Source organism: Bradyrhizobium sp. 170, assembly GCF_023101085.1.
Taxonomy (GTDB): Bacteria; Pseudomonadota; Alphaproteobacteria; order Rhizobiales; family Xanthobacteraceae; genus Bradyrhizobium.
In genome coordinates this window covers 7,296,912-7,322,921 of the sequence record NZ_CP064703.1, presented here as the reverse complement: position 1 = coordinate 7,322,921, position 26,010 = coordinate 7,296,912, and the positions used below count along the sequence as shown (strand labels likewise).

Here is a 26,010-nt window from a genome sequence, read left to right as displayed (position 1 = left end):
CCGCGAGAAATAACACTGACTCGAGGAATTCCGTTCTCGATCCCCGCGACACGGGAATCATAGCGAATCGGGCGGCCACAGTGGTCAACGAAGTCCGGGTTTCGACCTTGAGATATAATTATTCGTCGTCACTGCGATATTTTTGCCTGCCATGCTTCACCATGACTCATGAACGCCCGCTCGTGTGCGTTTGGATCTCCGGCGCCATCCACAACGCGCCGGGAAAACGCTTCCACAGCTTGGCGATGTCGCCGCCGAGGGCATTGGCGGAGGGGGAGAGGCGATCTTCTGTAGCAATTGAATCCGTGGCAGTTCATCGACTATGAACGCACCGTGCCCCTAAGCTGTCATGGCCAGCGAAAGAAGGTGGGCACGCTGCGCTTTGCCCACCCTGCGGCTCTGAAGGCGCGCCGGTGCGTCACGCCGCGGCCTCCCCGAAAACCATCTGCCAGCCTTTTCGCGTGTCCATGTATTCGCGAACCTGCTTGATGCGGCCGCCGGCGACGACAAAGATGAAGCAGTAGTCGTTGTCATACGGCCGTCCTTCCGGAAGCGTGGCCCGCATCCGCTCTTCAATGATCACCGTGTCGCCATCGGCATGGACGGCGCGGAACGAGATATCTATCCCTGAGAACAGGCGGTGCATCTCGGAGGCGATGAAGCGTGCGATCTGGTCGGGCCCGATCATGTGGTCGGTATGCGCCAGCGCCACCGCCGTTGCGTTGCGGGCCGGCGCGATCCACTCGGCGTCCGGCGTGAAGAGGGGGGCGATCTGGCCGGCGTCGCGCGTCGAAAATGTTTTCCAGGCGTTGAGGACGACGTCTTTGGCTGTCGGATGATCCATGGTTTGACCTTCGTTGAAGAGTGAAACAATCGTCCCTCATCTAGGCCGGTCCTGCCGTTGCCGCTGGCCGGAATCGGACCTCATCATCCGCGCCGCTTTCCTCCGTTGCGCGATGCGCTAGAATTCGAGAATGCTGAGTTTCGATGTCTGCAATGCCGCACGGCTGCGGCGTGACGCGCGCTACGACGGCCGTTTCTTCACCGCGGTGCGGACCACGCGGATCTATTGCCGCCCGGTCTGCCCGGTGAAGCACCCGCTGACGCGCAACGTCACCTATTACCCGACGGCCGCTGCCGCCGAGGTGGCGGGGTACAGGCCGTGCCTGCGCTGCCGCCCGGAGACCGCTCCGTTCTGCCCGGCCTGGAACGGCACGCGCTCCACGGTTGCGCGCGCGCTGAAATTGATCGACCGCGGCGCGCTGGAGCGAGGCTCGGTCGACGCATTGGCGGAGAAACTCGGGATCACCTCGCGCCATCTCGCCCGCCTGTTCGAACGCCATGTCGGCGCAAGCCCGCAGCAGGTCGCGACCACGCGCCGCGTCCAGCGCGCCAAGCGGCTGCTCGACACCACCGACGACACGATGACGGAGATCGCCTTCCGCGCGGGCTTCGGCAGCGTCCGCCGCTTCAACGCCGCCTTCGCCGATCTGTATGGCCGCTCGCCATCGAGCCTTCGCGCCAAGCCGCGGAGGCAGCACGCTGAGGTGAGGCGCGGCTGCTAGGATTGGCACTGCTCGGTGCCTGGGAGCTGACCCATTGGGTCACCCATCCTGACCATCTTTTGGCATTGCGGCCAGCCGCAAAATTCGTCTAGAACAGGCCCGGAACGCCGTCCCGGCAACGAACCGTCAATGGTTTTGGCTGAGGATTTGGCCGTCCAAAGGGTCTGGCAATGCTGATTCGCAGCAAAAAGTACGGAGTTCGGGGTGGAGCGGCCAAGGCTGCCCCCGCGCGTCCGGCTGCGTCCGCGCCCACCCTCCTTCTTGGCGGGCTTCTGCTTCTTATCGGCCCCTGAGGGCCGTCTGGGCGTTTGCGCCTGGGCACTCAGGGGTTCGCACGAGATCACCAGACCCTTCAGCGCCCATTGAACCGGCGCACGACCCAAAGGAACTTCGAAAAATGACCACCGCCAACAAGTCCGAAAAGGACCGCGTCATCGTATTCGACACCACCCTGCGCGACGGCGAGCAGTGCCCGGGCGCGACCATGACGTTCGAGGAAAAGCTCGAGATCGCCGAAATGCTGGACGACATGGGTGTCGACGTCATCGAGGCCGGCTTTCCGATCACCTCCGAAGGCGACTTCCAGGCGGTCAGCGAGATCGCCCGCCGCTCCAAGAACGCCGTCATCGCCGGCCTGTCGCGCGCCAACCCCAAGGACATCGACCGCTGCGCGGAGGCGGTGAAGTTCGCCAGGCGCGGCCGCGTCCACACCGTGATCGCCACCTCGCCGCTGCACATGCGCGTCAAGCTGAACATGACGCCGGAGCAGGTGATGGAGCTCTCGATCGCCAACGTCACCCGCGCGCGCAACCAGATCGACGACGTCGAATGGTCGGCCGAAGACGGCACCCGCAGCGAGATGGATTATCTCTGCCGGATCGTCGAGGCCGTCATCAAGGCCGGCGCCACCACGGTCAACATCCCTGACACGGTCGGCTACACCGTGCCGGAGGAATACACCAGGTTCATGCGCACGCTGATCGAGCGGGTGCCGAATTCCGACAAGGCGGTCTTCTCCGTGCATTGCCATAACGACCTCGGCATGGCGGTGGCGAATTCGCTGGCCGGCATCGCAGGCGGCGCGCGGCAGATCGAATGCACCGTCAACGGCATCGGCGAGCGGGCAGGCAATGCCGCGCTGGAAGAAGTCGTGATGGCGATCAACGTCCGCAACGACGTGTTTCCGTGGTGGAACAGGATCGACACCACCATGCTGACGCGGGCATCGAAACTGGTATCGGCGGCGACCTCGTTCCCGGTGCAGTACAACAAGGCGATCGTCGGCCGCAACGCGTTCGCGCATGAAAGCGGCATCCATCAGGACGGCGTGCTGAAGGACGCATCGACCTACGAGATCATGCGGCCCGAGATGATCGGCCTGAAGAAGTCATCGCTGGTGCTCGGTAAGCATTCCGGCCGACATGCCTTCGTGCATAAGCTGGAGGAGATGGGCTACAAGCTCGGCGCCAACCAGCTGGAAGACGCCTTCGTGCGGATGAAGGCGCTGGCCGATCGCAAGAAGGACATCTACGACGAGGACATCGAGGCGCTGGTCGATCAGGAGATCGCGGCCTCGCATGACCGCATCAAGCTGGTCTCGCTGACGGTCATCGCCGGCACCCATGGCCCGCAGCGCGCGACCATGAAGCTCGACGTCGAAGGCCAGATGAAGATCGAGGAAGCTGAAGGCAACGGTCCGGTCGATGCGGTCTTCAATTGCATCAAGGCGCTGGTGCCGCACGAGGCCAAGCTGGAGCTCTATCAGGTCCACGCCGTCACCGAAGGCACCGACGCGCAAGCCGAAGTGTCGGTACGGCTCGCCCATGAAGGTCGCTCGATGACGTCGAAGGGGGCCGATCCGGATACGCTGGTGGCTTCGGCCAAGGCCTATCTCGGCGCGCTCAACAAGATCGTCATGAAGCACCAGCGCGACATGCCGGCGGCAGTGGCGGGCTGACGGCGCCGCGTCATTCCGGGATGGTCCGCAGGACCAGACCCGGAATCTCGAGATTCCCCAATGTGCAATTGCACATTGGGGTTCGATGCTACGCATCGCCCCGGAATGACGTCGGTAACTCACGTCAGCACGTCCTGGACCGCATCTTCGAGATCGCTCGACGATCCCAGATACTTGATGGCGATCGACCGGACATAGGGCTCAACTTCCGTGAGCAGGGTGCAATAGGCCTCGCGGTCGCCGTCCTGGGCACGTGCCATGAGCGCCGACCATTGCCCGCGGGAACCCTGCCCGGTGATCGACGCAGGCGTACGAACCAGCGTCGGCCTGGAAGTCTCGGAATATGGGGGATTTTCCTTACTGCAACCCGGCATCCGAGGGCTCATTCTCCTGACCCGATGCCCGGTCTGGATACACCCGCCCGTCCGGCCACGACAGGTAAGAATTTTTCGCCTGGCCGCTAGCCTTTGCCCCGGCTGCCTCGAACCTCCAGTCTTGAGCCCTGCGAAATACATGCCGCTGCGGGTGCGGGCGCGTAACGTTTGCGGCCTCCGAAACGAAGTTCATCCAGATCAACAAGGAGAATGCCATGCTGACCCGCCGATCCATTCTTGGAGCCGTGTTTGTTGCCGGAACGCTCGCCGCTTCGCCGGCGTTCGCGGTTAACGCGCATGCGTTCGATGCCAGGGCCTTCGCCGCGGCTCAGAAAGCTGGCAAGCCAATTCTGATTGCGGTCCATGCGCCGTGGTGTCCGACCTGCAAGGCACAGGCGCCGATCCTGAGCGATCTAAGGGCCGATCCAAAGTTCAAGGATCTCGTCTATTTCGTCATCGATTTCGACAGCCAGAAGGATTTGCTCAGTCGGTTCGGCGTCCGCGCGCAATCGACCCTGATTGCCTTCAAGGGCGACAAGGAAGCGGCCCGTTCGGTCGGCGATACAAATCGGGACTCGATCTTCGCCACGGTCGGGAAAGCCATCTGATTTCGTCGTCCAGCCTATTGGCGTAAGCCGTGGCGACCCGCGCACGCCATTGGGTTTGGTCTCGCGACGAGGCGCGATCGCGGGAGGGCTTGCATGGCGCTGTCCTGGTGCGCACCAAGTGGCGCGAAGACAGGCATGAACGTGCCGGCAAAAGTCGGCTTGGAGATGGGATACCGGCGATGACGATCGGCAGTACGTTTTTGGCGTTTCTCGCAGGAATCCTTTCGATCCTTTCACCTTGCGTGCTACCGATACTTCCAATCGTCCTGGGTGCCGCGGCATCCAGTCATCGTCAGGGACCTTTGGCGCTTGCTGCCGGGTTGTGCCTCTCGTTTGTTGGCATCGGATTATTTCTGGCGACGGCCAGCCACTCGATCGGATTGGATGCCGACCGGCTGCGCTACGTCGCGGCGACGCTGATCATGCTTGTCGGCATCGTGCTTGTCGTTCCGCGGTTACAGGCGCAGATCGCGGTTGCAGCGGGCCCAATCGGGAATTGGGCCGATAGCAGGTTGGTCACGAGCCGCGCGGATGGCGTTGCTGGACAGTTTTGGATCGGGGTGCTCCTGGGAGCGGTATGGAGCCCATGCGTGGGGCCGACACTTGGAGCAGCGTCCTTGCTTGCCGCTCAAGGCACGGATCTTGGTCAGGTAGCGCTGACGATGTTTGCGTTTGGCATCGGCGCGGCATTGCCACTGCTGGGGCTGGGATGGCTCTCCCGGGAAACGATGGCGCGCTGGCGTGGCCGATTGTTAGCCGCCGGCAGCGGAACGAAATTTGTGCTCGGCCTTTTGCTTCTCGTCGTCGGCATGCTCGTCATCTCGGGAGCGGACAAGGCGCTTGAAACGCTCCTGGTCGAAGTTTCGCCGGAATGGCTGACTAATCTGACCACGCGGTTCTAGAAGCCTATTTCTAGAAGCCTGTGAAGCCTATATTGGCAAGTCGCACGCGAAGGGTGGTGTCGGTTACCTGAAGTCTGAAACCCGGTTGGGAGAAGTCCGATGAAATTCATTTTCGTTTTCTTGGCACTTCTATTTGTGACGCCGGCTTCGGCGGACGACGGTATCATTACCAAGTCCAGCAACCACTCGGTGAAGGATACCATTTCGCGGTTTGCGGCGGCGGTGAAATCAAGAGAAGGCGCAGGGTTCATTGTGTTCACCGAAATCGACCACGCTGCTGCGGGAAAGAAATTCGGCATCGATATGCGCCCTCGCACGGTGGTCATCTTCGGCAATCCCAAGCTTGGCACACCGGTAATGGCAAAGACGCCATTGCTGGCGATCGACAATCCTCCGAAGGCTCTTGTTTGGGAGGATGATCAGGGCAAGATATGGCTGTCGTATAATTCGGCCGACTATCTGTATAAGACAATCTACCCGCGGCATGGACTGGACACTCCGCCCAACTACGCGGCGTTCACGAAGGTCTTGAGCGACATAACCGACGAGGCGACGAAATAGAAGGCGGCGCCGACGACGTCCAACGCTCGCTTCCACCGCGTCGGATGGATTAGCGGAGCGTAATCTTCGCCAGTGCATGGTTGCGGCGACACTGCGGGGAACGCGCCCGCGGCTATTCCTAGGATCTGCAAAGTGCTTCGCGTCGTACGCAAGCGAAATTTCAATTACACGTCTGCGACAAATCAACACGACGGGCAAATCACTTCTGATTTTCCGAAATTGTGTCAAGTCCCGGATTCAAAAATATTCCGCTTAACACGGCGGGCAAATCAGTGGTTTGACTCCGCGTGTCTCACCCATTGAGGGGCGCTCGCGATCGTCACGAACGTGCGGTGAGATGCGGTGGACGCTGAATGCGCAAGACGTACGCGCAGGAAGCGTACGGCGAAGTCGTGTGGTCCTGATGTCGCGGTGCTGGCATGAAGTTCTCAAGAAGCAAGCTTCTTGAGGGCGACGGTGGCAAGAAAGCCGTTCACCGGGGAGAGCTCGAAGTAAGCCGTAAAGCCATTGCGCAGGGAAGGCCGGGATGCTCCCGCTGTACCTGTATGCTCGTGTGCGTTTTCTGTTGCGCACTTTGCACACGAGACCGCGGGTGCGGCGCGCACCCGGTCTTCCCTGCGCCCTCTGTCATCGAGGGCGGGAAGTTGATGGCAAACCTCGGGCGCAACGCGCCGCGAGATCGCGAAGTCGTATTCTGAATTGTAGGATGGGTGGAGCGCAGCGATACCCATCGTCTCGCAACCGGCATTGATGGGTATCGCTTCGCTCCACCCATCCTACAAGGCTGCTGCCTCTCCGAAGCGGAGCCTTTCGTTCCGAGGAAAGCAGACATAGCGAAGGTTAATTGGACGCGGCCTGCTCAGGTCCGGCACAATCTTCAATCGCGGATGCTGGTCGCTTTTGCAGTGCAACAAGGGACGCCACCCAGGCCCCTGCTAACGGGCAATGGCAATTCGGTCCGCTTCTCTGTATTGGTGCAACTGGCATGCAAGCTTCGGAACACGCGTTCATGCGCTCCGGGGAAATAACGGGAGGATACATGCGCAAGCTGATTTTGGCCGCGGCATCGATCGCGGCGCTGACCCTGGTCGGACCTGCTGCGGCGCAATCGCCGATCGTGATCAAGTTCAGCCACGTGGTGGCGACCAACACGCCAAAGGGGCTGGCGGCCGAGAAGTTCAAGGAACTGGCGGAGAAATACACTGCCGGCAAGGTGAAGGTCGAAGTCTATCCGAACTCGCAGCTCTACAAGGACAAGGAAGAGCTGGAAGCGCTGCAGCTCGGCGCGGTGCAGATGCTGGCGCCCTCGAACTCGAAGTTCGGCCCGATCGGGGTCAAGGAGTTCGAGGTGTTCGATCTGCCCTACATCCTTCCCGATCTGAAGACGCTGCGCAAAGTGACCGATGGTCCGCTCGGCGCGAGGCTGTTGAAGCTCCTGGATTCGAAGGGCATGACCGGCCTTGCCTACTGGGATAACGGCTTCAAGCAGATGAGCGCCAACAGGAAGCTGGTGACGCCTGCTGACTACAAGGGGCTGAAATTCCGCATCCAGTCTTCCAAGGTGCTGGAAGCGCAGTTCCGTTCGCTCGGGGTGATTCCGCAGGTGATGGCGTTCTCCGAAGTCTATCAGGCGCTGCAGACCGGCGTAGTCGACGGCCAGGAAAACACCTGGTCCAACATCTACACCCAGAAAATGCATGAAGTGCAGAAGTACATCACCAACACCAACCACGGCTACATCGGCTACGTCGTCGTCACCAACAAGAAGTTCTGGGACGGACTGCCGCCGGATGTCCGCGCGGCCTGCGAAAAGGCGATGAAGGAAGCGACCGAGTACGGCAACGGTCAGTCGGCGAAGGAAAACGAGGACGCGCTCGCCGAGATCAAGAAGACCGGCAAGAGCGAAATCGTGTCGCTGACGCCGGAGCAGGACTCAGCGATGCGCAAGGCGCTCGAACCGGTTTACCAGGATGTGGCCAAGCGCGTCGGTCAGCCCCTGATCGACGAATTCCTCAAGGAGACGAGGGGCGCGACCAACTAGAATAGTGTTGAGGGGGCTTCCGTGTTGCGGCGCGGAAGCCCCTATTGCTGTCCGATATATGCTATGAGTGCAGTGGGGACTGCGGCTGCAGTGGATGCCGCGGGAACAGCGCAGGATCAGGCCGGGACAAAAAGGGCCGATCCTTCAGGGGGACATTGATGCTGCTTCGGATCCTCGATCGGCTTGAGGAGATATTGATCGCGACGCTGATGGCGTTGGCGACGACGATCATCTTTATCGCGGTGATGCACCGCTATCTCGTCGGCGTTCCATTCCTGTATCCCATTCTGTTTCCGATCAACCTGTCCTGGGCGCAGGAACTCTGCATCTACATGTTCGTGTGGGTCGCCAAGTTCGGCGCGGCCTATGGCGTGCGCACCGGCATCCATGTCGGCGTCGACGTCGTCGTGAACCAGCTCCGATCGCCATGGCGCAATGCGGTGGTGCTGTTCGGGCTGTTCTGCGGGGCGTTCTTCACTGCCGTGATCGGGACGATGGGCGCAAAATTCGTCTGGGGCCTGATGCACACCGACCAGGTCTCGCCTGACTTGGAGATCCCGAGCTGGTTCGTCTACCTCTGCATTCCCTTGGGCTCGTACCTGATGTGCTTCCGCTTCCTGCAGGTCGCCTACGGCTATTGGCGCACCGGCGAATTGCCGCATCATGACCACGCCCATGTCGAGGGCGTCGAGATCGAAGAGCCCGGCGTTGGCGCTGCGGGAGTTACCCGATGAGCGCGCTGATCATTTTCACCCTGCTGATCGCGTTGATGCTGACGGGCATGCCGATCTCGATCGCGCTCGGCATGACGGTTTTGACCTTCATCTTCACCATGACCAACGTGCCGACCGAATCGGTGGCGCTGAAGCTTTTCACCGGCATCGACAATTTCGAGATCATGGCGATCCCGTTCTTCATCCTGGCCGGGAATTTCCTGACCCATGGCGGCGTCGCGCGCCGCATGATCAATTTCGCGACCTCCATGGTCGGGCACTGGTACGGCGGCCTCGGGCTTGCCGGCGTGATGGCCTGCGCGCTGTTTGCCGCGGTGTCCGGCTCGTCGCCGGCGACCGTGATCGCGATCGGCGCCATCATGTTGCCGGCGATGGTGAAGCAGGGATTCCCGAAGCGCTTCGGGGCCGGCGTCATCACCACCTCGGGCGCGCTCGGCATCCTGATCCCGCCTTCGATCGTGATGGTGATCTATTGCGTCGCGACCGGCGGCAGCATCGCGCTCGATCCTGCCGGGGTTCGCGTCTCGTCGGCGTCTGTCGGTCAGATGTTCATGGCGGGTGTCATCCCGGGCCTGATGCTGGCGACGCTGCTGGGGGTCACGACCTTCTATCGGGCGTACAAGTTTGATTATCCACGATTGCCGAAGGCGAGCTGGACCGAACGTTTCACGGCGTTCCGCAAGTGCATGTGGGGATTGCTGCTGATCCTGATCGTGCTCGGCGGCATCTATGCGGGCATGTTCACGCCGACGGAAGCCGCCGCTATCAGCGCGGTCTACGCTTTCGTCATCGCGGTATTCGTCTATCGCGACATGTCGCTGAGGGATGTGCCGAAGGTGCTGCTCGGCTCCGCCAATATGAGCGCAATGATCCTCTACATCATCACCAACGCGGTGCTGTTCTCGTTCCTGATGGCGAATGAAAACATTCCGCAGCAGATCGCGGCCTGGATCACTTCGATCGGCGTCGACTGGATCATCTTCCTCCTGATCGTCAACCTGCTGCTGCTGATCGCAGGCAATGTGATGGAGCCGTCCTCGATCGTGCTGATCATGGCGCCGATCCTGTTTCCGGTCGCGGTCAAGCTCGGCATCCATCCGGTGCATCTCGGCATCCTGATGGTGGTCAACATGGAAGTCGGCATGTGCCATCCGCCGGTCGGGCTGAACCTCTACGTGGCCTCCGGCATCGCCAAGATGGGCATCACCGAACTGACGATCGCGGTGTGGCCGTGGCTTTTGACCATGCTGATCTTCCTCGGCATCGTCACCTATGTGCCGGAGCTTTCGCTGTGGCTGCCGCGTGCGCTCGGCATGCTGTAGCGACTTGCATGGCGAAAGGTCGCTCGGTCGAGATTACATCTTGGTAAGGGAGGCCTCACTTTCCGATCGTTAAGTTGATTACCGATTGGCGCGAGCCCATCTTCTGGCAACCTTTCACAGGAGGTTCGCATGAGGAAGTTCGCCATCGCAGCCGTTGCGGTTCTTGCCATCGCCGGTTCGACCGCCGTCTATGCCCAGCACCGTCATTGGGGCTACGGCCATTCGCGGATGAATCCGGAGGACAGGGCGGCCTATGCCGACGCCCGGATCGCGGCCGTGCATGCCGGCCTCAAATTGACGGCGGACCAGGAAAAGCTGTGGCCGCCGGTCGAGGCCGCGGTCAGGGAGTTCGCCAAGCTGCGGATCGATCGCGCCAATGCGCGGATGAATTCCTCGCGTGACGATTCCAGCCAGCAGAAGCCGGACGATCCGGTGACGCGCCTGCGTGACCGGGCCGAGAATATGGCGGCCACGGCGGCGGCGATGAAGAAGATCGCGGAGGCGGCCGACCCGCTCTACAAGACGCTCGATGACGGCCAGAAGCGCCGGCTTGCCGTCCTGACCCGTATGGACCGCCGGTTCGGCGACCGGGGAGGCTGGCGCCACCACGATCATGGAATGGGCGGGGACCGCGATTTTGACCGCCATCGCGGCTACGACCGCAACCGGAATGACCGGGATGACGGGCCGAACCGGGGCGACCCCGAGCGGCTCTAACCCGCCTGATCTCCGGGCCCGGCCCGGACACCGGCAGAAGCCGCTGAAATCCAGCGGCTTTTCGCCATTTGGGCGATCCGCCAAAGCCCGGGAAAACTCGCTCCGGCTTGCTGGACATCCCGGGGTCGCTTTGCTAAACGACGCCCTCTTGCGAGGGCTTTCCGGACCAAGATCCGGGCGCATAGCTCAGTTGGTAGAGCAGCTGACTCTTAATCAGCGGGTCCCAGGTTCGAGCCCTGGTGCGCCCACCAAGCCTTTCAAGAGCTTAGCAGTCTAGCCAAGCGCCTATTCCGACAAACGATCGGCGGCTATTCCGACAAAACGGCTGGTTTTGTTCGCTCGGCGCGGCGCTTTTGGGCGCCGGAAACAAGCTGCTTCCGGGTCCGCTTCGCGTACGTCGGCAACTGCCGCGCGGACCGGTGGCGTCCTGCTGCGCGCAGCTCGGCATCGGAGAGATCGGAGTCCGCTCCTTCCGTAAACCCTCCATAACCGCGCGAGGGCGTGAAGGAAATAGCCATCGTAATTCATGACAGCCTCTCCAGTTGCGACGGTCTCAGATGTTCGTGCGACGCCCTGGTCAGGACGCGCTCTCATTGCGTTAATCGTCCCTAATGACTTGCATTCTCGCGAGCCTTTGCCATCGCGCTGCGCACCGCTTCAGCGATGCGCTCGCCTGGCGTGTCGGCGTTAAGACCGCGCACAAATTTGCCATCGGCGTCCATCAGGTAGAGATAGGTACTGTGGTCCATGACGTAGTCCTCTGCACGCGGCCCGCTCCTACGAGGTTCGAAATAAGCTCCGTACTCCTGGGTAACGGCAGCGATCTGCTGCGGCGTGCCCGTGAGCCCGACGATCCTCAAATCAAATGACTGGGTGTAGTTCCCCATGACCGTCGGCGTATCGCGCTGCGGATCGACGGTGATGAACAACGGTTGGAGCTTGTCGGCGTCGGGGCCGAGCGTCTCGAGCGCAGCGGAAATCTCAAGGAGCGCCGTTGGGCAGCTATCGGGGCACGAGGTGAAGCCGAAATAAACCAGAAGCCATTTGCCGCGGTAGGTCTGCTCGGTGACCGGCGTGCCGTCAGGTGAGGTGAGTGTGAACGGGCCGCCGATCGCCACCGGCGAGTTGGCTGCGCGCACGAGCGGTTGGCTCAACACCAACGCGGTCGCGACAGCAATGCCGAAAGGGATTGCCCGTCCGAGGACCGAAAATGTGGGACGGCGACGCATCAAATGCCTCCACGCGGCGGCGGTGCTTAGCCGCCACAAACTTCCCTCCCGTTTTCCGCGGGTATTTCTTAGACGATTTTTGCCCTCAAGGTTCATAAGCTTTGCTTAAGGTCTCGCAAAGCAGTTCTGATTTTCCTAGTCCCTGCAAATGGCGGTTAGCTCTCGACGAATTTTCCTGCGGACATCAAGGATCAAGAGAGAGCTGTGATGACTGGCTTAGCCATGAAGTGGCTGATCGGGGCGTCGTCGATGGTCGCGGCGGTGGCAACGCCGCTCCCGGTGCTAGCCTACGAAACGGGCGCGGTTGCGGGCGGCGGATCGATCACCGGCAAGATCGTGTTCAACGGAACCCCCGGCACCCGCAAGGTCATTCCGACCAAGGACATCGAGGTGTGCGGCGGTCCCTACGAGGAGACGCTCATTCAAGTCGGGCCGGACAAGAGCGTGCAGAACGCCGTCGTCTATCTGACCGATATCGCGAAAGGAAAGGCCTGGCCGGAGCAAGCCAAGAAGCCGGAGATCGACAACAAGAAGTGCAAATTCGAACCCAATATTCAGGTGATACGCGTGGGCGGGCTGGACGTCGTCAATAGCGATCCGATGCTCCACAACACGCACGGCTATTACGGCAAGCGCACCGTGTTCAACCTCGCTCTCCCCAACCAGGGTCAGCGAATTCCCGTCGAGTTGCCGCGGCCGGGCGAGGTGCGCATCGATTGTGACGCACATGGCTGGATGGAAGCGTTTATCTATGTCGTCGACAATCCCTACTACGCCATCACCGGCGCCGACGGCAAATTCACCATCTCCGACGTTCCGGCTGGAACCTACAAGCTGGTGGCGTACCAACCCTTCACCGGCCCGAATGAGCAGACGGTGACCGTTGCGGCGGGGAAGGCGAGCGATCTGAATATCGAACTGAAGAAGGGCGCCTCGCAGGTTCAAGGCGGTTCCGGCGCGAAGTGACGGGCTTCTGCGGCTCGACCGGCGACAATCGAGCCGAAGAAACAAGAAAATCTGGCGACGAGGTGAAGAGCCGGAGTCGCCTCGCGGAGGGGAGCGACGCCTTGTAACGACCCTTCGCAAGGGAGGAAACCCATGTCCGAGCTTGAGCGCGACCGGCGTGAAATAGCTACGGTGCTCCAACAGCCCGGGGTGCATCCTGACCCCTCGCTGCGGATTACCCGACGCACCTTCGTGCACAGATCATGTGTGGTCGGAGCCGCGACTGTAGCCGAGACCTTCGCCTGGTGGCCGCTGCTCAACACCCTCGATATTGCTTATGCGGCCGAGGCGCCATTCAAGTTTGCCTGGATTTCCGACACCCATCTCTATCCGAAATCCCTCAATACGCGCTTCGTCGAGAAGACGGTGCGTGCCGCCAAGGAGGTGCAGGCGATGAGTCCGCCGGCCGACTTCCTGATTTTCGGCGGCGACCTGGCCCAGCTTGGCAAGGTCGAAGAACTTGAGCTCGGTGTGGAGATCTTGAAAGAGGTTAACATCCGCAAGGTCTACATTCCGGGCGAGCACGATTGGTACCTCGACATGGGCAAGAAGTGGGGCGAACTGTTCGGTCAGCCCAACTGGACGTTCGACCATAAGGGCGTGCGCTTTGTCGGGCTCGACACCGTCAGCCGCGGTCCGGACTATTGGACGGCGAAGAAGATGAGTCCCGAGGAGCGCATGGGTCACATGGCGACGCTCGACGGCACCGTCGCTGGCCCGTGGGCGGGCGTCGGCCGCGATCAGCTCGACTGGCTGCAGAAGACGCTTGCCAATTGGGATCGGAACCGGCCGGTCGTCATCTTCAGCCACAATCCGCTCTACGAGTACTATCCGCCGTGGAACTTCTGGGTGCGCGACTGGCGCGAGGTGAACGAGGTGCTCAAGCCCTACACCAAAGTCACCAACATTCACGGTCACACGCATCAGGTGCTCTACAACGAGATCGGCACCATGCGCTCGATCGGCATGCTGGCAACGTCATGGCCTTGGCCTTACGCGCCGGAGGGGGTGCCGAAGCTTACAAGGCCGATGATCCGGGTCGATCCTGGTGATCACTTTGACGGGGTCGGTTGGGAGAAGATCGACGTCAGCGCCCAGGACAAAGTCGACGTCGAATACGTAATGTGGCGCAAGCAGGTGTACGCGCAGTCTCCAGATGACTATGCGAAGAGCATTCCCGAGGTTTTGCGACCCCGGATCGCTGACAGTATCTGGCCATATTAGGAGGAATGGGCATGACCGCGTCGATAACATGCCGTTTCATGCTGTTCCGCGCTGCCCCGGCGGTAGCGCTTGCCGTCCTGGTCGGCCCTGCGGGTGCGCACAAGGATCCGGTGACGCCGCAGCTGCTGAACTCCTACCAGCAAGTGTTCATGGAGCAGGTCCGCAAGGGCGACCTGCTGTTCCACGGCGATGCTGCAACCGAGCAGGCGATGGATGTCGTGTTGTCCAAAACGGGAATGGCATGCGCCATGTGCCATCCGATGACGGCCGATACCCACCCCGCAACGTTCCCGAAGTACCAAGCGCAGATGGCCAAGTTCGCGACGCTGCGCGACATGATCAATTGGTGCATCGAGAAACCCAACCAGGGAGAAAAGATCGCCGATGACTCGGAAGCGATGAAGGCTTTGGAGGCGTACATCTACTGGTCACAGAGCGGCTCGGTGTTGAACCCGGGCAAGTTCTGATTTCGATGCTGCGAAGCGGAGGCTTCTAGCGCGGGTCATTGCTGTCGAAGCTGCGTCTATCCGGGAACAGGAGAGAACGCATTAACAGACAAGCAAGGGGGAATGCTCCATGGCGGAGGTGTTTCCTGCAGAGAGACTGCGCGGCAGGTTCAGCGGCATCAACTTGGATGATCTGGTCGATTGGCGCGTGGTCCGAACCTGGCTTTATTGGGGCATGTTCTGGCTCCTCGTCATGCCATCGGTCGGCGTGGCGATCTCGGGTCTCTTCAATTATCCGGATTACCTTGGGACCAATAATCTCGGGCTGACCTTCGGCCGGCTGCGGCCCGTCCATGTCAACGGCGTCATCTTCGGCGCCTTTTCCGCCCTCTTCATTGGCGAATGTCACTATCTGGTCCCGCGCCTCTGCGGTGTGCGGGTGCCATGGGCACAATGGGGCGTACCGCTAGCATGGCTATATAACATCAGCTTGGCGGCGGGGCTCATCTCGCTGCCTTTTGCGCAGAACCATGGCCTGGAGGCAGGCGAGCTCCCGCTCTTCGCCGAGATTCCCATCTTCATCGTCATCGCGGCGACGACAGCACAGTTCCTCCTCACCATCGCACAACGGCTTGAGGCGCCGCTCTATGTGGCGCTCTGGTATCTCATAGGGGCCTTCGTGTGGACGACGATGAATCTCTTGCTGGGTAGCTTCATCCTTCCCTACACGATTCCGGGCATTAATAGCGCCGCATTCCATGGCCTCTACATCCACTACATCGTCGGACTGTGGCTCACGCCCGCAGGCTACGTGCTCATCTACTATTTCCTACCGGTCGCTGTGCGCAATCCGCTTTACGCACACCAGCTATCGCTGGTGGGTTTCTGGTCGCTCGCGCTGTTCTATCCGTTCGTTGGTATCCACCATTATCTGTATAGCCCGATCGCCGACTGGACCGAGACACTCGCGATCATCACCTCCATGTTGCTGATAATTCCCGTGTGGACCGTGCTGGTGAACTTCTTCGGCACCGTGAAGGGGCGTTGGGATGGATTTGGGAAGAATCTCCCCGCGAAGTTCCTGATCATGGGCTCGCTGATGTATCTGGTCGGTTGCTTCCAGGGCTCCACCGAGGCGTTGCGCTCGATCCAGCAGCCCACCCATTTCACCGACTTCGTCATCTCACACTCGCACCTCACCGTTTTCGGCACGTTCGTGGTCTGGGCGATGGGCGGTCTGATTTACGTGTGGCCGCGCGCGGTCAAACGCGAGCTTTGGTCATGGACCCTTGGCAACTGGTCATTCTGGCTGATCACCGTCGGTATTACGATCATGGGTCTGGTGCTGACCGCCGGAGGTCTGCAGCAAGGCTTCGAATGGATGAATGGCACCGAGTGGCTCGACACGGTGGTCCGGATGAAAGCCTATTGGCTGGTGCGTACGCTCAGCGGTATCACGATGGACATCGGGATGTCCCTGCTCGTCTTCAATCTTATGATGACCGCACTCAGCCGACCGGCCGAGGAAAGAGGGCCCATTCCGGCTCCAGGTGCAGCCCCGATTCCCGCCGGAGGATCAGCCGAATGAGTGCGCGCTTCGTCGCTCTGGTGGCCGGGGTTTTCTTCTTCTTTCTCGCCGTGGTCACCCAGGGCATCCTACCCTTTATTGAGCCGACGGCGCGGACGACCGATGTGACCACCGTGGTCCGCACCGATTTTGGCCAACTCAAATGGGTAGTGACCGAGGCCACCGATTATACGCCGCTGCAGCAGCTCGGCCGCCAGGTGTATCTGCGTGAGGGGTGTTGGTATTGCCATTCGCAATACGTGCGTCCGGTGACCGGCGAGACGCGCCGTTGGGGTCCGGTCTCCGAAGCAGGCGAATACGCCTTCGACGTGCCGCACCTATGGGGCACCCGGCGTATCGGGCCGGATCTGACGCGGGTCGGGCTCAAGTACAGCGACGAATGGCATCTCGCGCATTTCTGGAATCCCCGGATGCTCTCGCCGGATTCGAATATGGCGCCTTTTCGGGGACTGTTCGACACGCCCGCAGAACCGGTCAGGATTGTCGATGACGGAGCTGGTAATCGCAGCCTGGAACGAACGCCCGTTACTGAGAAGCTCTTCGCATTTGAAAGCAAGGAGCAGATTAAGCTCACGCCGAACGCCGATGGACTTCTATTTGTGCCCATGGCGGCGCGCGGCAAGGCTCCGATCGTTTGGACACCGAACAAGGAATATGCCGGCGACACCGTCAACATCGCCGTCGAGACAGAGGTGCTGCAGGGGCTCATCGCTTATCTCCAAAAACTTGGCATGAATCGCGGCAAGTGGCGGGACCTGTTTGAGCCGCAAAAGCTCGACGTTACGGATGCTACAGTGCCACGATCGAGCGAATGGATCGCCTACGGCAAAGAGGTCTATCAGCGGCGATGCCTCGGCTGCCACGGGGAGAGCGGCGACGGTAATGGACCGGCTGCAACCTTTATGTACAAGCAGCGGCCGAGGAACTTCGCGGCGGCGGTTTTCAAGTTCAGGCTGACCAAGGAGCCGCTGCCAACCGACGGCGACCTTCTGCGCACCATTACACGCGGCGTTCGGGGCACGGCGATGCCGGCCTGGCACGAGCTCCATATAATCGATCGCCTCGCCGTCATTCAGTACATCAAGTATGAACTGGCGGTCGACCGTTCCGCCCCGGCAAAGCCCTATGCCTATTTCAAGGAAGAACCGCCAGGTGCGCCCCTGTACATCGGGCGGCCGCCTGTTCCGTCTGAGCAGACGCTCATTCGCGCCAAGGATGTGTGGCAGAGTGCAAAGTGTTGGGAGTGTCATGGTCAGACCGGGAAGGGTGATGGCGAAAAGGCTCCCGGCCTGAAGGACGATCTGGGCTTTCCAAGCCCGCCCGCGGACCTTACCGCCGGCCAGTTCAAGTCAGGTCCTACAGTTGAGGACATCTTCCGCACTATGACGACCGGCTTGAGCGGCACGCCCATGCCATCCTACCGGGATCCGTTGTCGGAAGAGGACCGCTGGGCGCTCTCCTACTACGTGCTTGCGCTGTCGGCCTACAAGGATCCGCTGACGGGCGAGCCGCTGCCGATCGCCCCCAGTGATCGCAGGGCACTCAACGATCCTGCGCTCGAGGCCGATGCGCCGGACAAAGCCTACGTCCCAAGCGGCCGTGCCGCGAGCCGCGCCCGCGTCCTTGCCGGTCGCAGCGGGAACGGTGCGGCCGAACAACGGGCCGCCAAGGAGTAAAGAGCGATGACCATCTATTTCGAGATCGTCGGCCCCTACATTGCAGCCTTGATGATGAGTCTCGGTGCACTTTGCGTCTTCATTTGGGGCGTGCTCTCGGGCGCCTTCCGCGGCGCCGACGATGCATCCATACGGTTCCTGCAGAGGGAGATCGGCGATGACGGATCCGACGCGCACGCCAAGCACGACGGCGAATAACAGCTCACCCACCGAGACGGAGGAGATGGAGGAGTATGCCGGCGGCACTATTCAGTCTCGCCACGGCTACATTCCCGTGTGGCTGCTGGTTGTCTATGTCGTCCTCTTCATCTGGGCGCTGTACTATCTCGTCGTCTATTGGGGTGGGCTGGGACCGGGACGTGTCTAGCGATCCCGACCCACCTGCAAGCCGGTGACTGACTGATTCCGATTCGAAATAAAGGAGCAGGAATTGCCGGTTCAGAAGGAGCAGAAGGTGCTGGTAGCCAGGATCATTCTCGCCCTCGTGGCCTTGAATCTGCTGTTCCTGTTTATCGAGTTAGCCATAAACGTAGTCCGTGTCTATTTCGGCTGACCAGGAGGGCGCGCATGATCGAGAATCCGGTTTTTTCGCTCGCCGATGCGAGTGCGATCCAGATCATCGCGCTTGTCGGCTTCGCGATAGCCACCGTCGCATTCTTCATTTGGGTCGCCTATCTCGTGCGTGGGTAGCGGCGGCGAAGCGGTGCCGTCACTGCACAAGCGTTGGATGGGCCGGGCAATCTGCCGATGACCGCCTATCTCGTGATCTTCGTCGCAGGGTTCGCCGGCAGTTTTCACTGCATCGGTATGTGCGGCGGGTTCGCTTGCGCGCTGGGCCGCGATCCGCAGGGACGCGGCGCGACAGTTCTGCGCCATCTGCTGTACAATACGGGGCGATTGACGACGTACTGCTTTCTCGGCGGACTCGCCGGCGCCTTCGGCCAAGTCATATGCACGCCGCAGGGAACGACAGTCCCGCTGCTGACTGGTTCGCTTGACGCCGGTCAGCGGATTCTCGCGATCCTCGCCGGACTGCTGATGATCGCCATGGCGCTGCAGTTCTTTGGCCTGCTGCCGCACCTGCATCGCGTCACCGCCGGCTTCGGCGCCAGTGCGCTCGCGGCATCGCTGCGCAGCCTGTTGACGGCGCCGGGACATGCCGCCCCGCTCGCGTTTGGCGTATTCAACGGCTTCCTGCCTTGTCCGCTGGTCTACGCCTTTGCTGCCCAGGCAGCGAGCACGGCCGGGGCACTGCACGGCTTTCTTACCATGGCCGCTTTCGGGCTCGGGACCTTCCCCGCGTTGCTGCTGATGGGCGGCGTTGGTCGAGCGCTGGCGCCAGCGTGGCGGCAACGGGGCGTATGGCTGGCGGGCAGCTGCATCTTGCTGCTCGGTCTCGTTACCGTCGGCCGCGGCATCCTGCCCTTCGCCGCGCACATCGCCCATGGTTGGTCGGGAGGATATCCGGCATGACGGGACAGGACCATGCTCTGTGCAGCCATTGCCTGTTACCTATCGGGCGGCGGGCGATGCAACGCTCGGTGAACGGTGAGGCTTGCGCATTCTGCTGCTACGGCTGCTGTATCGCCTACCAGGTCAAGCACGGCAAAACCGAGGAATGGGAGGCCGCTTGGCTGCTGATTCGGCTCGGTGTCGGCGGCTTTCTTTCCATGAATATCATGCTGTTCAGCTTGCTCCTGTACAGCGACGCCTTCAGCGGCGCGGAAGCCGAGATGCTTCCCTGGATTCATCTCCTGCTCTGGCTGTTCGCAACACCCGCGGTGATCATTCTCGGCGGACCGTTTCTGCGCGAGACGTGGCTCCACGGCAGGGAGGGGCGCCTGACCTCGTCGGCGCTGATCGTCGTCGGCGTCGGCGCCGCCTACCTTTATTCCGCTTTTGCCACCATCGAGGGCAGCCCGCACGTTTACTTCGATACGGCCACCATGGTGCTGATGCTGTTCACCGCGGGCTACTATCTCGACGCCGCCGGGCGTGCACGGGCGGCGCGTGACCTGCAGCCGCTCTTGGCCGCGGAAAGAGAGTGGGCCACTATCGTCATTGGCGACGGAGAGTACCGCCGGCCGGTGCGCGAGGTTGACGCAGGTGTGCTGGTTCGAGTTCGGCCGGGCGAACGCATTCCCGTCGATGGCGTGATCATGGAGGGCGAATCGCACACCGACGAGGCCCTGATCACAGGCGAAAGCCGGCAGATCGCCAAGGGCGTCGGCTCGCATGTGATCGCCGGCAGCATCAGTCTTGACGGGCCGCTCCTGATCCAAAGCAGCGGCGTGGCAAACGCCACCCGCTGGGCGCAGATTTGTCGATCGGTACGGGATGCATTGATCCGCCGCAGCCCGAGCCAGCGTCTCGCCGACAACATTGTAGGCGTCTTCGTGCCGATTATTCTCGTGCTGGGCATTGGAGCGTCGGTGTACTGGTCGCGGCACTTGCCGTTCGACCGTGCGCTATTGATCGGCCTTGCGGTACTAGTGGTGGCCTGTCCCTGCGCAGTCGGGCTGGCGGCACCGATGGCCACCTCGCTGGGCATTGGACGGCTGGCCCGACACGGCTGCCTGGTGCGCGACCCGGCCGCGCTCGAGGCGCTGGCGCGCATCCGGCTGATCGCCTTCGACAAGACCGGCACACTCACCTCGGGTCAGGCGCGCGTTGTCGCTATCGACAGCGATGGAACCAGCGCCGATGTGGTGCTCGCGCATGCCGCCGGACTGGAGCGCCATTCCGAGCACGGCTTGGCCCGCGCTATATCTGCAGCGGCAGCTGTGCGCGGGCTCGAGCCAGTCGCCATCCACGACGTTCGAGTCGTGCCGGGGCGTGGCATCCGTGGCAAGTCGGACGGTCGGATCGTAGCGGCAGGCAGCGCCGCATTGATGCGGGAGTTGGGTTGGTCGCTGACGCCAAACCTGGCTGATTACGGGAGACGGCGTGAAGCGAGCAGCCATTCCGTGATCTATGTCGGCTGGGGCGAGCGGGCATATGCTGTGCTTTCACTTGACGATACGCCGCTGCCGGAGGCGCGCTCGACCGTCGAAGCGCTGCGCCGCCGTGGGGTGCTCGTGATGCTGTTGACCGGCGATCTTCCGGCAGCCGCAGTGCGGATTGCCGCTGCGGTCGGAATTGAGCGCGGCGATATCGAGGCGGGCCTCATACCCGAGGCCAAACGCGCGGCGCTGGGACGCCGCCGGCATGACCATGGCATGGTAGCGATGGTCGGCGACGGCCTCAATGACGCGCCGGTGTTGGTCGGAGCCGATGTCGGGATCGCTGTCGGTTCGGCGACGGACCTCGCTCGCGAGGCCGCAGCGGTCGTGCTCCCACCCGGGGGGCTACGGACGCTGCCGTGGGTGATCGACGTCGCTCGCGCAGTTCGCGCAACCATTCTCACCAACCTGGCGTGGGCGTTCGGTTATAATCTCATCGCGATTGGGCTGGCGATGGTCGGAGTCCTCCAGCCAGTGCTGGCGGCGGCAGTGATGGCCGGCTCAAGCATCATCGTCGTCCTGAATTCGCTGCGGTTGGAGCGGCTGCCCGAACCAGTTCCATCCGCCGCGGCGGAGAGCGCTCCTGCACCTCGCAGCACGGCCACTTCAAATCAGAAAGCGGCATAGCCGAACGTGTCACGCATAAAGGCAGCGTACCAGCTTTGCGCCTCCCGTGCGGTCCGGTGGCGGGTTTCGGCGCTTTCCTGCACCTGACTGACGAAATTGTCGACGATCTTGATCGTTCCGGCCACGGGCTTGAAGCTGACAGCATTGCTAACCGCATCGTCGGGACCAAGATGAGTATAGCAAGTGTTGAACAAATGAGGCGATTGGCGCTCGGACCCGGTCAGCGCCGCGGCTATGGCAAACGCGCAGGCCTTGGCTTGGCTATTCGCAACGAACGCCGATTTCGGCATGTCGCCGGCACTGCTCGCATCGCCCACCACATGGATTCCCGGCTGTAGCTTCGATTCGAACGTTATGGGATCGATCGGGCACCAGCCCGATTGATCCACGAGGCCGTTTTGCTGCGCGAACTGGCCGGCCCTTTGCGGGGGTATGACATTTGCGACCGCGGCCTTGAACGTCTCGCTCGCAGTCTTGACGGATCGCTCCTTCACGTCGATGGCCTTTATTCCACCGGTGAATTGGGCAGGTAGCCATTCGATCATACCCCGATAGTGTCGCTCCCACGCATCCAGAAATAGATCCTGCGCGTTGAAGCTATCTTTCGCATCGAGGATCAGGATCCTCGAGCGCGGTTTATGTTGTTTGAAATAATAGGCAACCAAAGAGGCACGTTCGTATGGGGCGGGCGGGCAGCGGAACGGGTTGGGGGGCGCGACGAGCACAAAGACGCCGCCATCCTCCATGCTTTCGAGCTGCCGTCGCAGCAGCTGCGTCTGTAGGCCTGCGTTCCAAGCATGCGGGATGACCTGCGTTGCCGCCTCGTCATATCCCGCGAGGGCGTCGTAGTTGAAAGCGATCCCAGGGGCAACGACGACGCGGTCGTAAGTTAATTTTGGACCACTCTTGAGCCCGACGGTTTTTGCGACCGGATCAACCGCTGCCACGGAGTCATGAATAACATTTATGCCGTATCGTTGTGCAAGTGTCTCGTACCCATGCGTAAGCGAATCGAGCGAGCATAGCCCAGCGAGATAGAGGTTGCTGAAAAAGCAGGTCGTATAGTTCGGCTTTGGCTCAACCAGGGTGACCTCGATCGTTGGCGCGCTGACGGCCAAGTACTTGGCGGCCGTGGCACCGCCGATGCCGCCGCCGACGACGACAACCCTCGCCTTGGATTCGCTTGCAGCCAATCGAGGGCCGAGTGCTGCGAGGGCCATCGCTCCCGTCAAGTAGACGAACTCTCGACGCGTCCGGGACTTCATGGCCTAACCTGCTTGTTCAGAGCTGCGAGATACCGCGCCACGATCACGATTTCTTCATCGCTGAGCGACAGGGCGATGGCACGCATGATATGGCTCGGGCGCTCGCGCGATCTGTACGCGAGCATTGCGCGGGCGAGCATCTCCGGACTCATACCAAGGATCGTCGGAATACCACCATCGCCGCCATCCAGACGATGGCACGACGCGCACATCGCGGCGAGTTGAGCTCCACCATCGCGGTCCGCTGCCTGGCTGCGATCGGCCAGAATAATGAACGAACCTGCGGCAATCGAAACGGCGATGATTTTGCGCATGCGGAGACCGGCTCCATCCCGGTATTTGCGATCGCCGATCTCCTTGCTTATGGCGCGAAGGAGCATAGCAACATGGCCGCGATACTAGGCGACAGTGAGCTGGTGCTCCAACACATAGACGCCGCCGCCATCCTCTTCCCAGACGAACTCGAGCTGGCCGCTCTCCGTCGCGCGCAAGTAGAATTCGATAAAAGGATTCGCCGCCATGGCTTCGTGGAGATCGACGCTGAACACCACGACGCCGTTGTGGCGACAGATAAACTTGTTGATGATCTTGCGCGGGATGGCGTTGCCGCGGTCATCGTGCCGCAGCCCTGTCTCCATCTGATGGCTGATCAGGGTCTTGACCGGAAACACCTCACCGTTCGCGGCGGTGCTTGGTACTTGCACACGGGGTGCCGGAGTGAACATTCCGCACCTCCTTCCGTCACTTGCATCCGTTGGTGGCGACCTCGACCCAGCTTTCGGTCATCAGCAACGTACCGTCGTTCATCTCCGCCACCGCCAGGACGTATTGCGGCTCGGCAAGACGAATGCGTGTCGACACGCGGGGCTCGCTGCGTTGTGGGACGAAATGAAACGTTGCAACCTCGACAAGCGGGTTTCGCGGCGCAAGCACCAAGACGCGCCTGATGTGATCGGATTCGGTCATTGGACTATCGATCACGAGCGTGAGTGGCACCGTATAGCCATTCGGAAACACCTGCGGCATCATCAGATGGAGACGATCCGATGCGATCGGGATTTTTCCGGTCAGTTGCTTAACGAGATCCGCCGCGTCCCCGTTCGGGGGCGGTGATGAGGCGAGAGCGGCGCTTGCAAAGCCGGTGGTCCCCGCAACGGCGGCTGTCAAGACGGTTCGGCGTGTAAAGCCAAGGGGCCTTGTCTTCTCCAACGCGAGATCCTCCCTATCGACAGGCGGAACTCTCCAAGCAATTTCTACCATGGGTGCTCTCACAAGACGATTCCTCCTCGTCGGAGGCGCCTGCGACCGTCGGCGCAGCGCGACACCTAATCCTGTTGACGGGCACAACGGAGCTGCATGGGGGCCGCGTGCGCGATCGCGATCGGCTCAGAATTCCATGTCGCCGCGATGGTGGTCGTGGTCATGGCCCGGCAAAGGTGGAGGCGGCGGCGTCGGCAACTCGGCAACCATGGCCTCAGTGGTGATGAGCAGGCCGGCGACCGAGACCGCGTCCTGCAGCGCGGTGCGCACCACCTTGGTTGGATCGATGATGCCCTTGAAGACCAGGTCGCCGTACTCGCCGGTCTGGGCATCATAACCCCAGTTGTACTGCTCCTTCTCCAGGATCTTGCCGATCACCACCGAGGCGTCGGCGCCGGCGTTTAGTGCTATCTGGCGCGCTGGCCAGCTGATTGCCTTCTTGACGATATCAACGCCATGCTTCTGGTCCTCGTTGGCAGGCTTCACCCGGTCGAGCACCTTGGCGGCGCGCAGCAGCGCCACCCCGCCGCCCGGCAAGATGCCTTCTTCGACCGCGGCACGGGTCGCATGCATCGCGTCGTCGACACGATCCTTGCGCTCCCTCGCGTCGATCTCGGTGGCTCCCCCGACATGGATCACCGCCACGCCGCCGGCGAGCTTGGCGAGCCGCTCCTCTAGCTTCTCGCGGTCATAGTCGGAGGTGGTCTCCGCGATGTGCTGCTTAATTTCGTTGATGCGGGCCTCGATGTCTGCCTTCTTGCCGGCGCCGCCGACGATCATGGTGCTCTCCTTGTCGATCACTGCCGTTCTGGCGCGGCCGAGCATGTCGAGCGTGGCGTTCTCAAGCTTCATGCCGAGATCTTCCGAGATGGCGGTACCACCGGTAAGGATGGCCACGTCCTGCAGCATCGCCTTGCGGCGATCGCCAAAGCCGGGCGCTTTCACCGCCGCGACCTTGAGGCCGCCGCGCAGTTTGTTGACCACGAGGGTGGCGAGTGCTTCGCCTTCGACCCCTTCTGCGATAATGAGTAGCGGCTTACCCGTCTGCGCCAGGGATTCCAACAGTGGCAGCAGTTCCCGCAAGTCCGAGAGCTTCTTCTCATAAGCGAGGACGTAGGGATTCTCCATCTCCACCCGCATCTTGTCGGCATTGGTGATGAAGTGGGGCGAGAGATAACCCCGATCGAACTGCATGCCCTCGACTACTTCGAGCTCAGTCTCAAGCGACTTCGCTTCTTCGGCCGTGATCACGCCTTCTTTGCCTACCTTTTTCATGGCCTCGGCGAGCAACCTGCCGATTTCGGTATCGCCATTGGCGGAGATAGTGCCGACCTGCGCGATCTCGTCGTTGGAAGTTATCTTCTTCGAGTTCCTCTTGAGATCCTCGACGACAGCCTCGGCCGCAAGGTCGATGCCGCGCTTCAGGTCCATCGGATTCATGCCGGCGGCGACTGCCTTGGTGCCTTCGCGAACGAGGGAAGCCGCCAGCACGATTGCAGTGGTGGTGCCGTCACCGGCGACATAGGAGGTCTTGCTCGCGACCTCGCGCACGAGCCGCGCCCCCATGTTCTCGAATTTGTTCTCGAGCTCGATATCTCCGGCGACCGTCACACCGTCCTTGGTAATGCGGGGTGCGCCAAACGACTTTTCCATTGCCACGTTGCGGCCCTTGGGCCCGAGCGTCACCTGCACCGCGTTGGCGAGAATGTCGACACCGCGCAGCATGCTTTCACGCGCCCTGCCGGAGAATGCGATTTGCTTGCCTACCATGGATGGTTCCCGACTTGATCAGGTGACCTCGCGGGCGCCTAGGGCGTCTGAGTCCGAGTTTGCGGTCCTCCCTTTGCTTGTCTGCACAACAGCGACCCTCGGAGTGTGCACGTGCGGCGCGCTTGCGCTGGTGATTT

The 26,010-nt window shown here is 61.5% G+C and carries 28 protein-coding genes and 1 tRNA gene; 21 read left to right on the top strand and 8 right to left on the bottom strand.

Annotated features, from left to right (window positions below):
* Positions 1–418: 418 nt before the first annotated feature.
* Positions 419–844 (bottom strand): nuclear transport factor 2 family protein, encoded by a 426-nt coding sequence (locus IVB05_RS34140; protein WP_247780378.1) that lies wholly within the window; start codon positions 842–844, stop codon positions 419–421.
* Positions 845–974: 130 nt separating this feature from the next.
* On the opposite strand from IVB05_RS34140, the gene IVB05_RS34135 reads away from it, so the two are divergent.
* Together IVB05_RS34135 and IVB05_RS34130 are read left to right on the top strand one after the other, a co-directional pair.
* Positions 975–1,565, top strand: coding sequence for an Ada metal-binding domain-containing protein (locus IVB05_RS34135; protein ID WP_247780377.1), 591 nt, complete (start codon positions 975–977; stop codon positions 1,563–1,565).
* A 397-nt stretch (positions 1,566–1,962) separates the two neighbouring features.
* Positions 1,963–3,522: a 2-isopropylmalate synthase gene (locus IVB05_RS34130; protein ID WP_247780376.1), complete on the top strand. Its 1,560-nt coding sequence runs from the start codon at positions 1,963–1,965 to the stop codon at positions 3,520–3,522.
* Between the two features lie 119 nt (positions 3,523–3,641).
* Here IVB05_RS34130 and IVB05_RS34125 read toward each other — a convergent pair whose 3' ends face one another.
* Entirely contained in the window at positions 3,642–3,896 is a 255-nt protein-coding gene (locus tag IVB05_RS34125; RefSeq protein WP_247780375.1) for a sigma factor, read from the bottom strand.
* Positions 3,897–4,111: 215 nt separating this feature from the next.
* Here IVB05_RS34125 and IVB05_RS34120 point away from each other — a divergent pair, with 215 nt between their 5' ends.
* The 8 genes from IVB05_RS34120 to IVB05_RS34085 all read left to right on the top strand — a co-directional run bounded on the left by IVB05_RS34120 (position 4,112) and on the right by IVB05_RS34085 (position 11,032).
* On the top strand, positions 4,112–4,504 hold the full coding sequence (locus tag IVB05_RS34120) for a thioredoxin family protein (RefSeq protein WP_247780374.1): 393 nt from the start codon (positions 4,112–4,114) through the stop codon (positions 4,502–4,504).
* 179 nt (positions 4,505–4,683) lie between these two features.
* On the top strand, positions 4,684–5,406 hold the full coding sequence (locus IVB05_RS34115) for a cytochrome c biogenesis CcdA family protein (protein WP_247780373.1): 723 nt from the start codon (positions 4,684–4,686) through the stop codon (positions 5,404–5,406).
* Positions 5,407–5,505: 99 nt separating this feature from the next.
* Entirely contained in the window at positions 5,506–5,967 is a 462-nt protein-coding gene (locus tag IVB05_RS34110; RefSeq protein WP_247780372.1) for a DUF302 domain-containing protein, read from the top strand.
* Between the two features lie 1,039 nt (positions 5,968–7,006).
* Positions 7,007–8,008 (top strand): TRAP transporter substrate-binding protein, encoded by a 1,002-nt coding sequence (locus tag IVB05_RS34105; RefSeq protein ID WP_247780371.1) that lies wholly within the window; start codon positions 7,007–7,009, stop codon positions 8,006–8,008.
* A 158-nt stretch (positions 8,009–8,166) separates the two neighbouring features.
* Positions 8,167–8,742 (top strand): TRAP transporter small permease, encoded by a 576-nt coding sequence (locus IVB05_RS34100; protein ID WP_247780370.1) that lies wholly within the window; start codon positions 8,167–8,169, stop codon positions 8,740–8,742.
* Entirely contained in the window at positions 8,739–10,064 is a 1,326-nt protein-coding gene (locus tag IVB05_RS34095) for a TRAP transporter large permease subunit (RefSeq protein ID WP_247780369.1), read from the top strand. Before IVB05_RS34100 ends, IVB05_RS34095 begins: the two co-directional genes overlap by 4 nt.
* 129 nt (positions 10,065–10,193) lie before the next feature.
* On the top strand, positions 10,194–10,781 hold the full coding sequence (locus IVB05_RS34090) for a Spy/CpxP family protein refolding chaperone (RefSeq protein WP_247780368.1): 588 nt from the start codon (positions 10,194–10,196) through the stop codon (positions 10,779–10,781).
* A 175-nt stretch (positions 10,782–10,956) separates the two neighbouring features.
* Positions 10,957–11,032, top strand: a tRNA-Lys gene (locus IVB05_RS34085).
* A 357-nt stretch (positions 11,033–11,389) separates the two neighbouring features.
* Here IVB05_RS34085 and IVB05_RS34080 read toward each other — a convergent pair.
* Positions 11,390–12,010, bottom strand: coding sequence for an SCO family protein (locus IVB05_RS34080; protein WP_247780367.1), 621 nt, complete (start codon positions 12,008–12,010; stop codon positions 11,390–11,392).
* Between the two features lie 222 nt (positions 12,011–12,232).
* Between IVB05_RS34080 and IVB05_RS34075 the strand changes: the two genes are divergently transcribed.
* The 11 genes from IVB05_RS34075 to IVB05_RS34035 all read left to right on the top strand — a co-directional run bounded on the left by IVB05_RS34075 (position 12,233) and on the right by IVB05_RS34035 (position 21,578).
* Positions 12,233–12,976, top strand: a complete 744-nt coding sequence (locus IVB05_RS34075; RefSeq protein WP_346771887.1) for a carboxypeptidase regulatory-like domain-containing protein — start codon at positions 12,233–12,235, stop codon at positions 12,974–12,976.
* A 132-nt stretch (positions 12,977–13,108) separates the two neighbouring features.
* Positions 13,109–14,239, top strand: a complete 1,131-nt coding sequence (locus tag IVB05_RS34070; protein WP_247780365.1) for a metallophosphoesterase — start codon at positions 13,109–13,111, stop codon at positions 14,237–14,239.
* Positions 14,240–14,250: 11 nt separating this feature from the next.
* On the top strand, positions 14,251–14,706 hold the full coding sequence (locus IVB05_RS34065) for a hypothetical protein (protein ID WP_247780364.1): 456 nt from the start codon (positions 14,251–14,253) through the stop codon (positions 14,704–14,706).
* 109 nt (positions 14,707–14,815) lie between these two features.
* Positions 14,816–16,273 (top strand): cbb3-type cytochrome c oxidase subunit I, encoded by a 1,458-nt coding sequence (locus tag IVB05_RS34060; RefSeq protein WP_247780363.1) that lies wholly within the window; start codon positions 14,816–14,818, stop codon positions 16,271–16,273.
* The gene (locus tag IVB05_RS34055; RefSeq protein ID WP_247780362.1) at positions 16,270–17,949 is read left to right on the top strand and encodes a cbb3-type cytochrome c oxidase subunit II; all 1,680 of its coding nucleotides are present in this window, start codon (positions 16,270–16,272) and stop codon (positions 17,947–17,949) included. Before IVB05_RS34060 ends, IVB05_RS34055 begins: the two co-directional genes overlap by 4 nt.
* A gap of 6 nt (positions 17,950–17,955) precedes the next feature.
* Positions 17,956–18,147, top strand: a complete 192-nt coding sequence (locus tag IVB05_RS34050; protein WP_247780361.1) for a hypothetical protein — start codon at positions 17,956–17,958, stop codon at positions 18,145–18,147.
* Positions 18,107–18,316, top strand: coding sequence for a hypothetical protein (locus IVB05_RS34045; RefSeq protein ID WP_247780360.1), 210 nt, complete (start codon positions 18,107–18,109; stop codon positions 18,314–18,316). Before IVB05_RS34050 ends, IVB05_RS34045 begins: the two co-directional genes overlap by 41 nt.
* Before the next feature lie 63 nt (positions 18,317–18,379).
* Complete coding sequence (locus IVB05_RS43595; RefSeq protein ID WP_256472716.1) at positions 18,380–18,502, top strand: hypothetical protein; 123 nt, start codon at positions 18,380–18,382, stop codon at positions 18,500–18,502.
* A gap of 14 nt (positions 18,503–18,516) precedes the next feature.
* Complete coding sequence (locus IVB05_RS43590) at positions 18,517–18,639, top strand: hypothetical protein (protein ID WP_256472715.1); 123 nt, start codon at positions 18,517–18,519, stop codon at positions 18,637–18,639.
* A 57-nt stretch (positions 18,640–18,696) separates the two neighbouring features.
* Positions 18,697–19,422 carry a sulfite exporter TauE/SafE family protein gene (locus tag IVB05_RS34040; protein ID WP_247780359.1) on the top strand — a complete coding sequence of 242 codons (726 nt, stop codon included), beginning with the start codon at positions 18,697–18,699 and terminating at the stop codon, positions 19,420–19,422.
* The gene (locus IVB05_RS34035; RefSeq protein WP_247780358.1) at positions 19,419–21,578 is read left to right on the top strand and encodes a heavy metal translocating P-type ATPase; all 2,160 of its coding nucleotides are present in this window, start codon (positions 19,419–19,421) and stop codon (positions 21,576–21,578) included. The genes IVB05_RS34040 and IVB05_RS34035 overlap by 4 nt, the downstream gene beginning before the upstream one ends.
* On the opposite strand, the gene IVB05_RS34030 is transcribed toward IVB05_RS34035, so the two are convergent.
* The 5 genes from IVB05_RS34030 to groL all read right to left on the bottom strand — a co-directional run bounded on the left by IVB05_RS34030 (position 21,563) and on the right by groL (position 25,873).
* The gene (locus IVB05_RS34030; RefSeq protein WP_247780357.1) at positions 21,563–22,843 is read right to left on the bottom strand and encodes an NAD(P)/FAD-dependent oxidoreductase; all 1,281 of its coding nucleotides are present in this window, start codon (positions 22,841–22,843) and stop codon (positions 21,563–21,565) included. The genes IVB05_RS34035 and IVB05_RS34030 overlap by 16 nt on opposite strands.
* Positions 22,840–23,157 (bottom strand): c-type cytochrome, encoded by a 318-nt coding sequence (locus IVB05_RS34025; RefSeq protein ID WP_247780356.1) that lies wholly within the window; start codon positions 23,155–23,157, stop codon positions 22,840–22,842. The genes IVB05_RS34030 and IVB05_RS34025 overlap by 4 nt, the downstream gene beginning before the upstream one ends.
* 84 nt (positions 23,158–23,241) lie before the next feature.
* On the bottom strand, positions 23,242–23,568 hold the full coding sequence (gene soxZ / locus IVB05_RS34020) for a thiosulfate oxidation carrier complex protein SoxZ (protein WP_247780355.1): 327 nt from the start codon (positions 23,566–23,568) through the stop codon (positions 23,242–23,244).
* A gap of 16 nt (positions 23,569–23,584) precedes the next feature.
* A complete protein-coding gene (locus IVB05_RS34015) occupies positions 23,585–24,010 on the bottom strand; it encodes a thiosulfate oxidation carrier protein SoxY (protein WP_247780354.1) in 426 nt (141 codons plus the stop codon).
* Between the two features lie 219 nt (positions 24,011–24,229).
* Positions 24,230–25,873, bottom strand: a complete 1,644-nt coding sequence (gene groL, locus IVB05_RS34010; RefSeq protein WP_247780353.1) for a chaperonin GroEL — start codon at positions 25,871–25,873, stop codon at positions 24,230–24,232.
* Positions 25,874–26,010 lie beyond the last annotated feature (137 nt).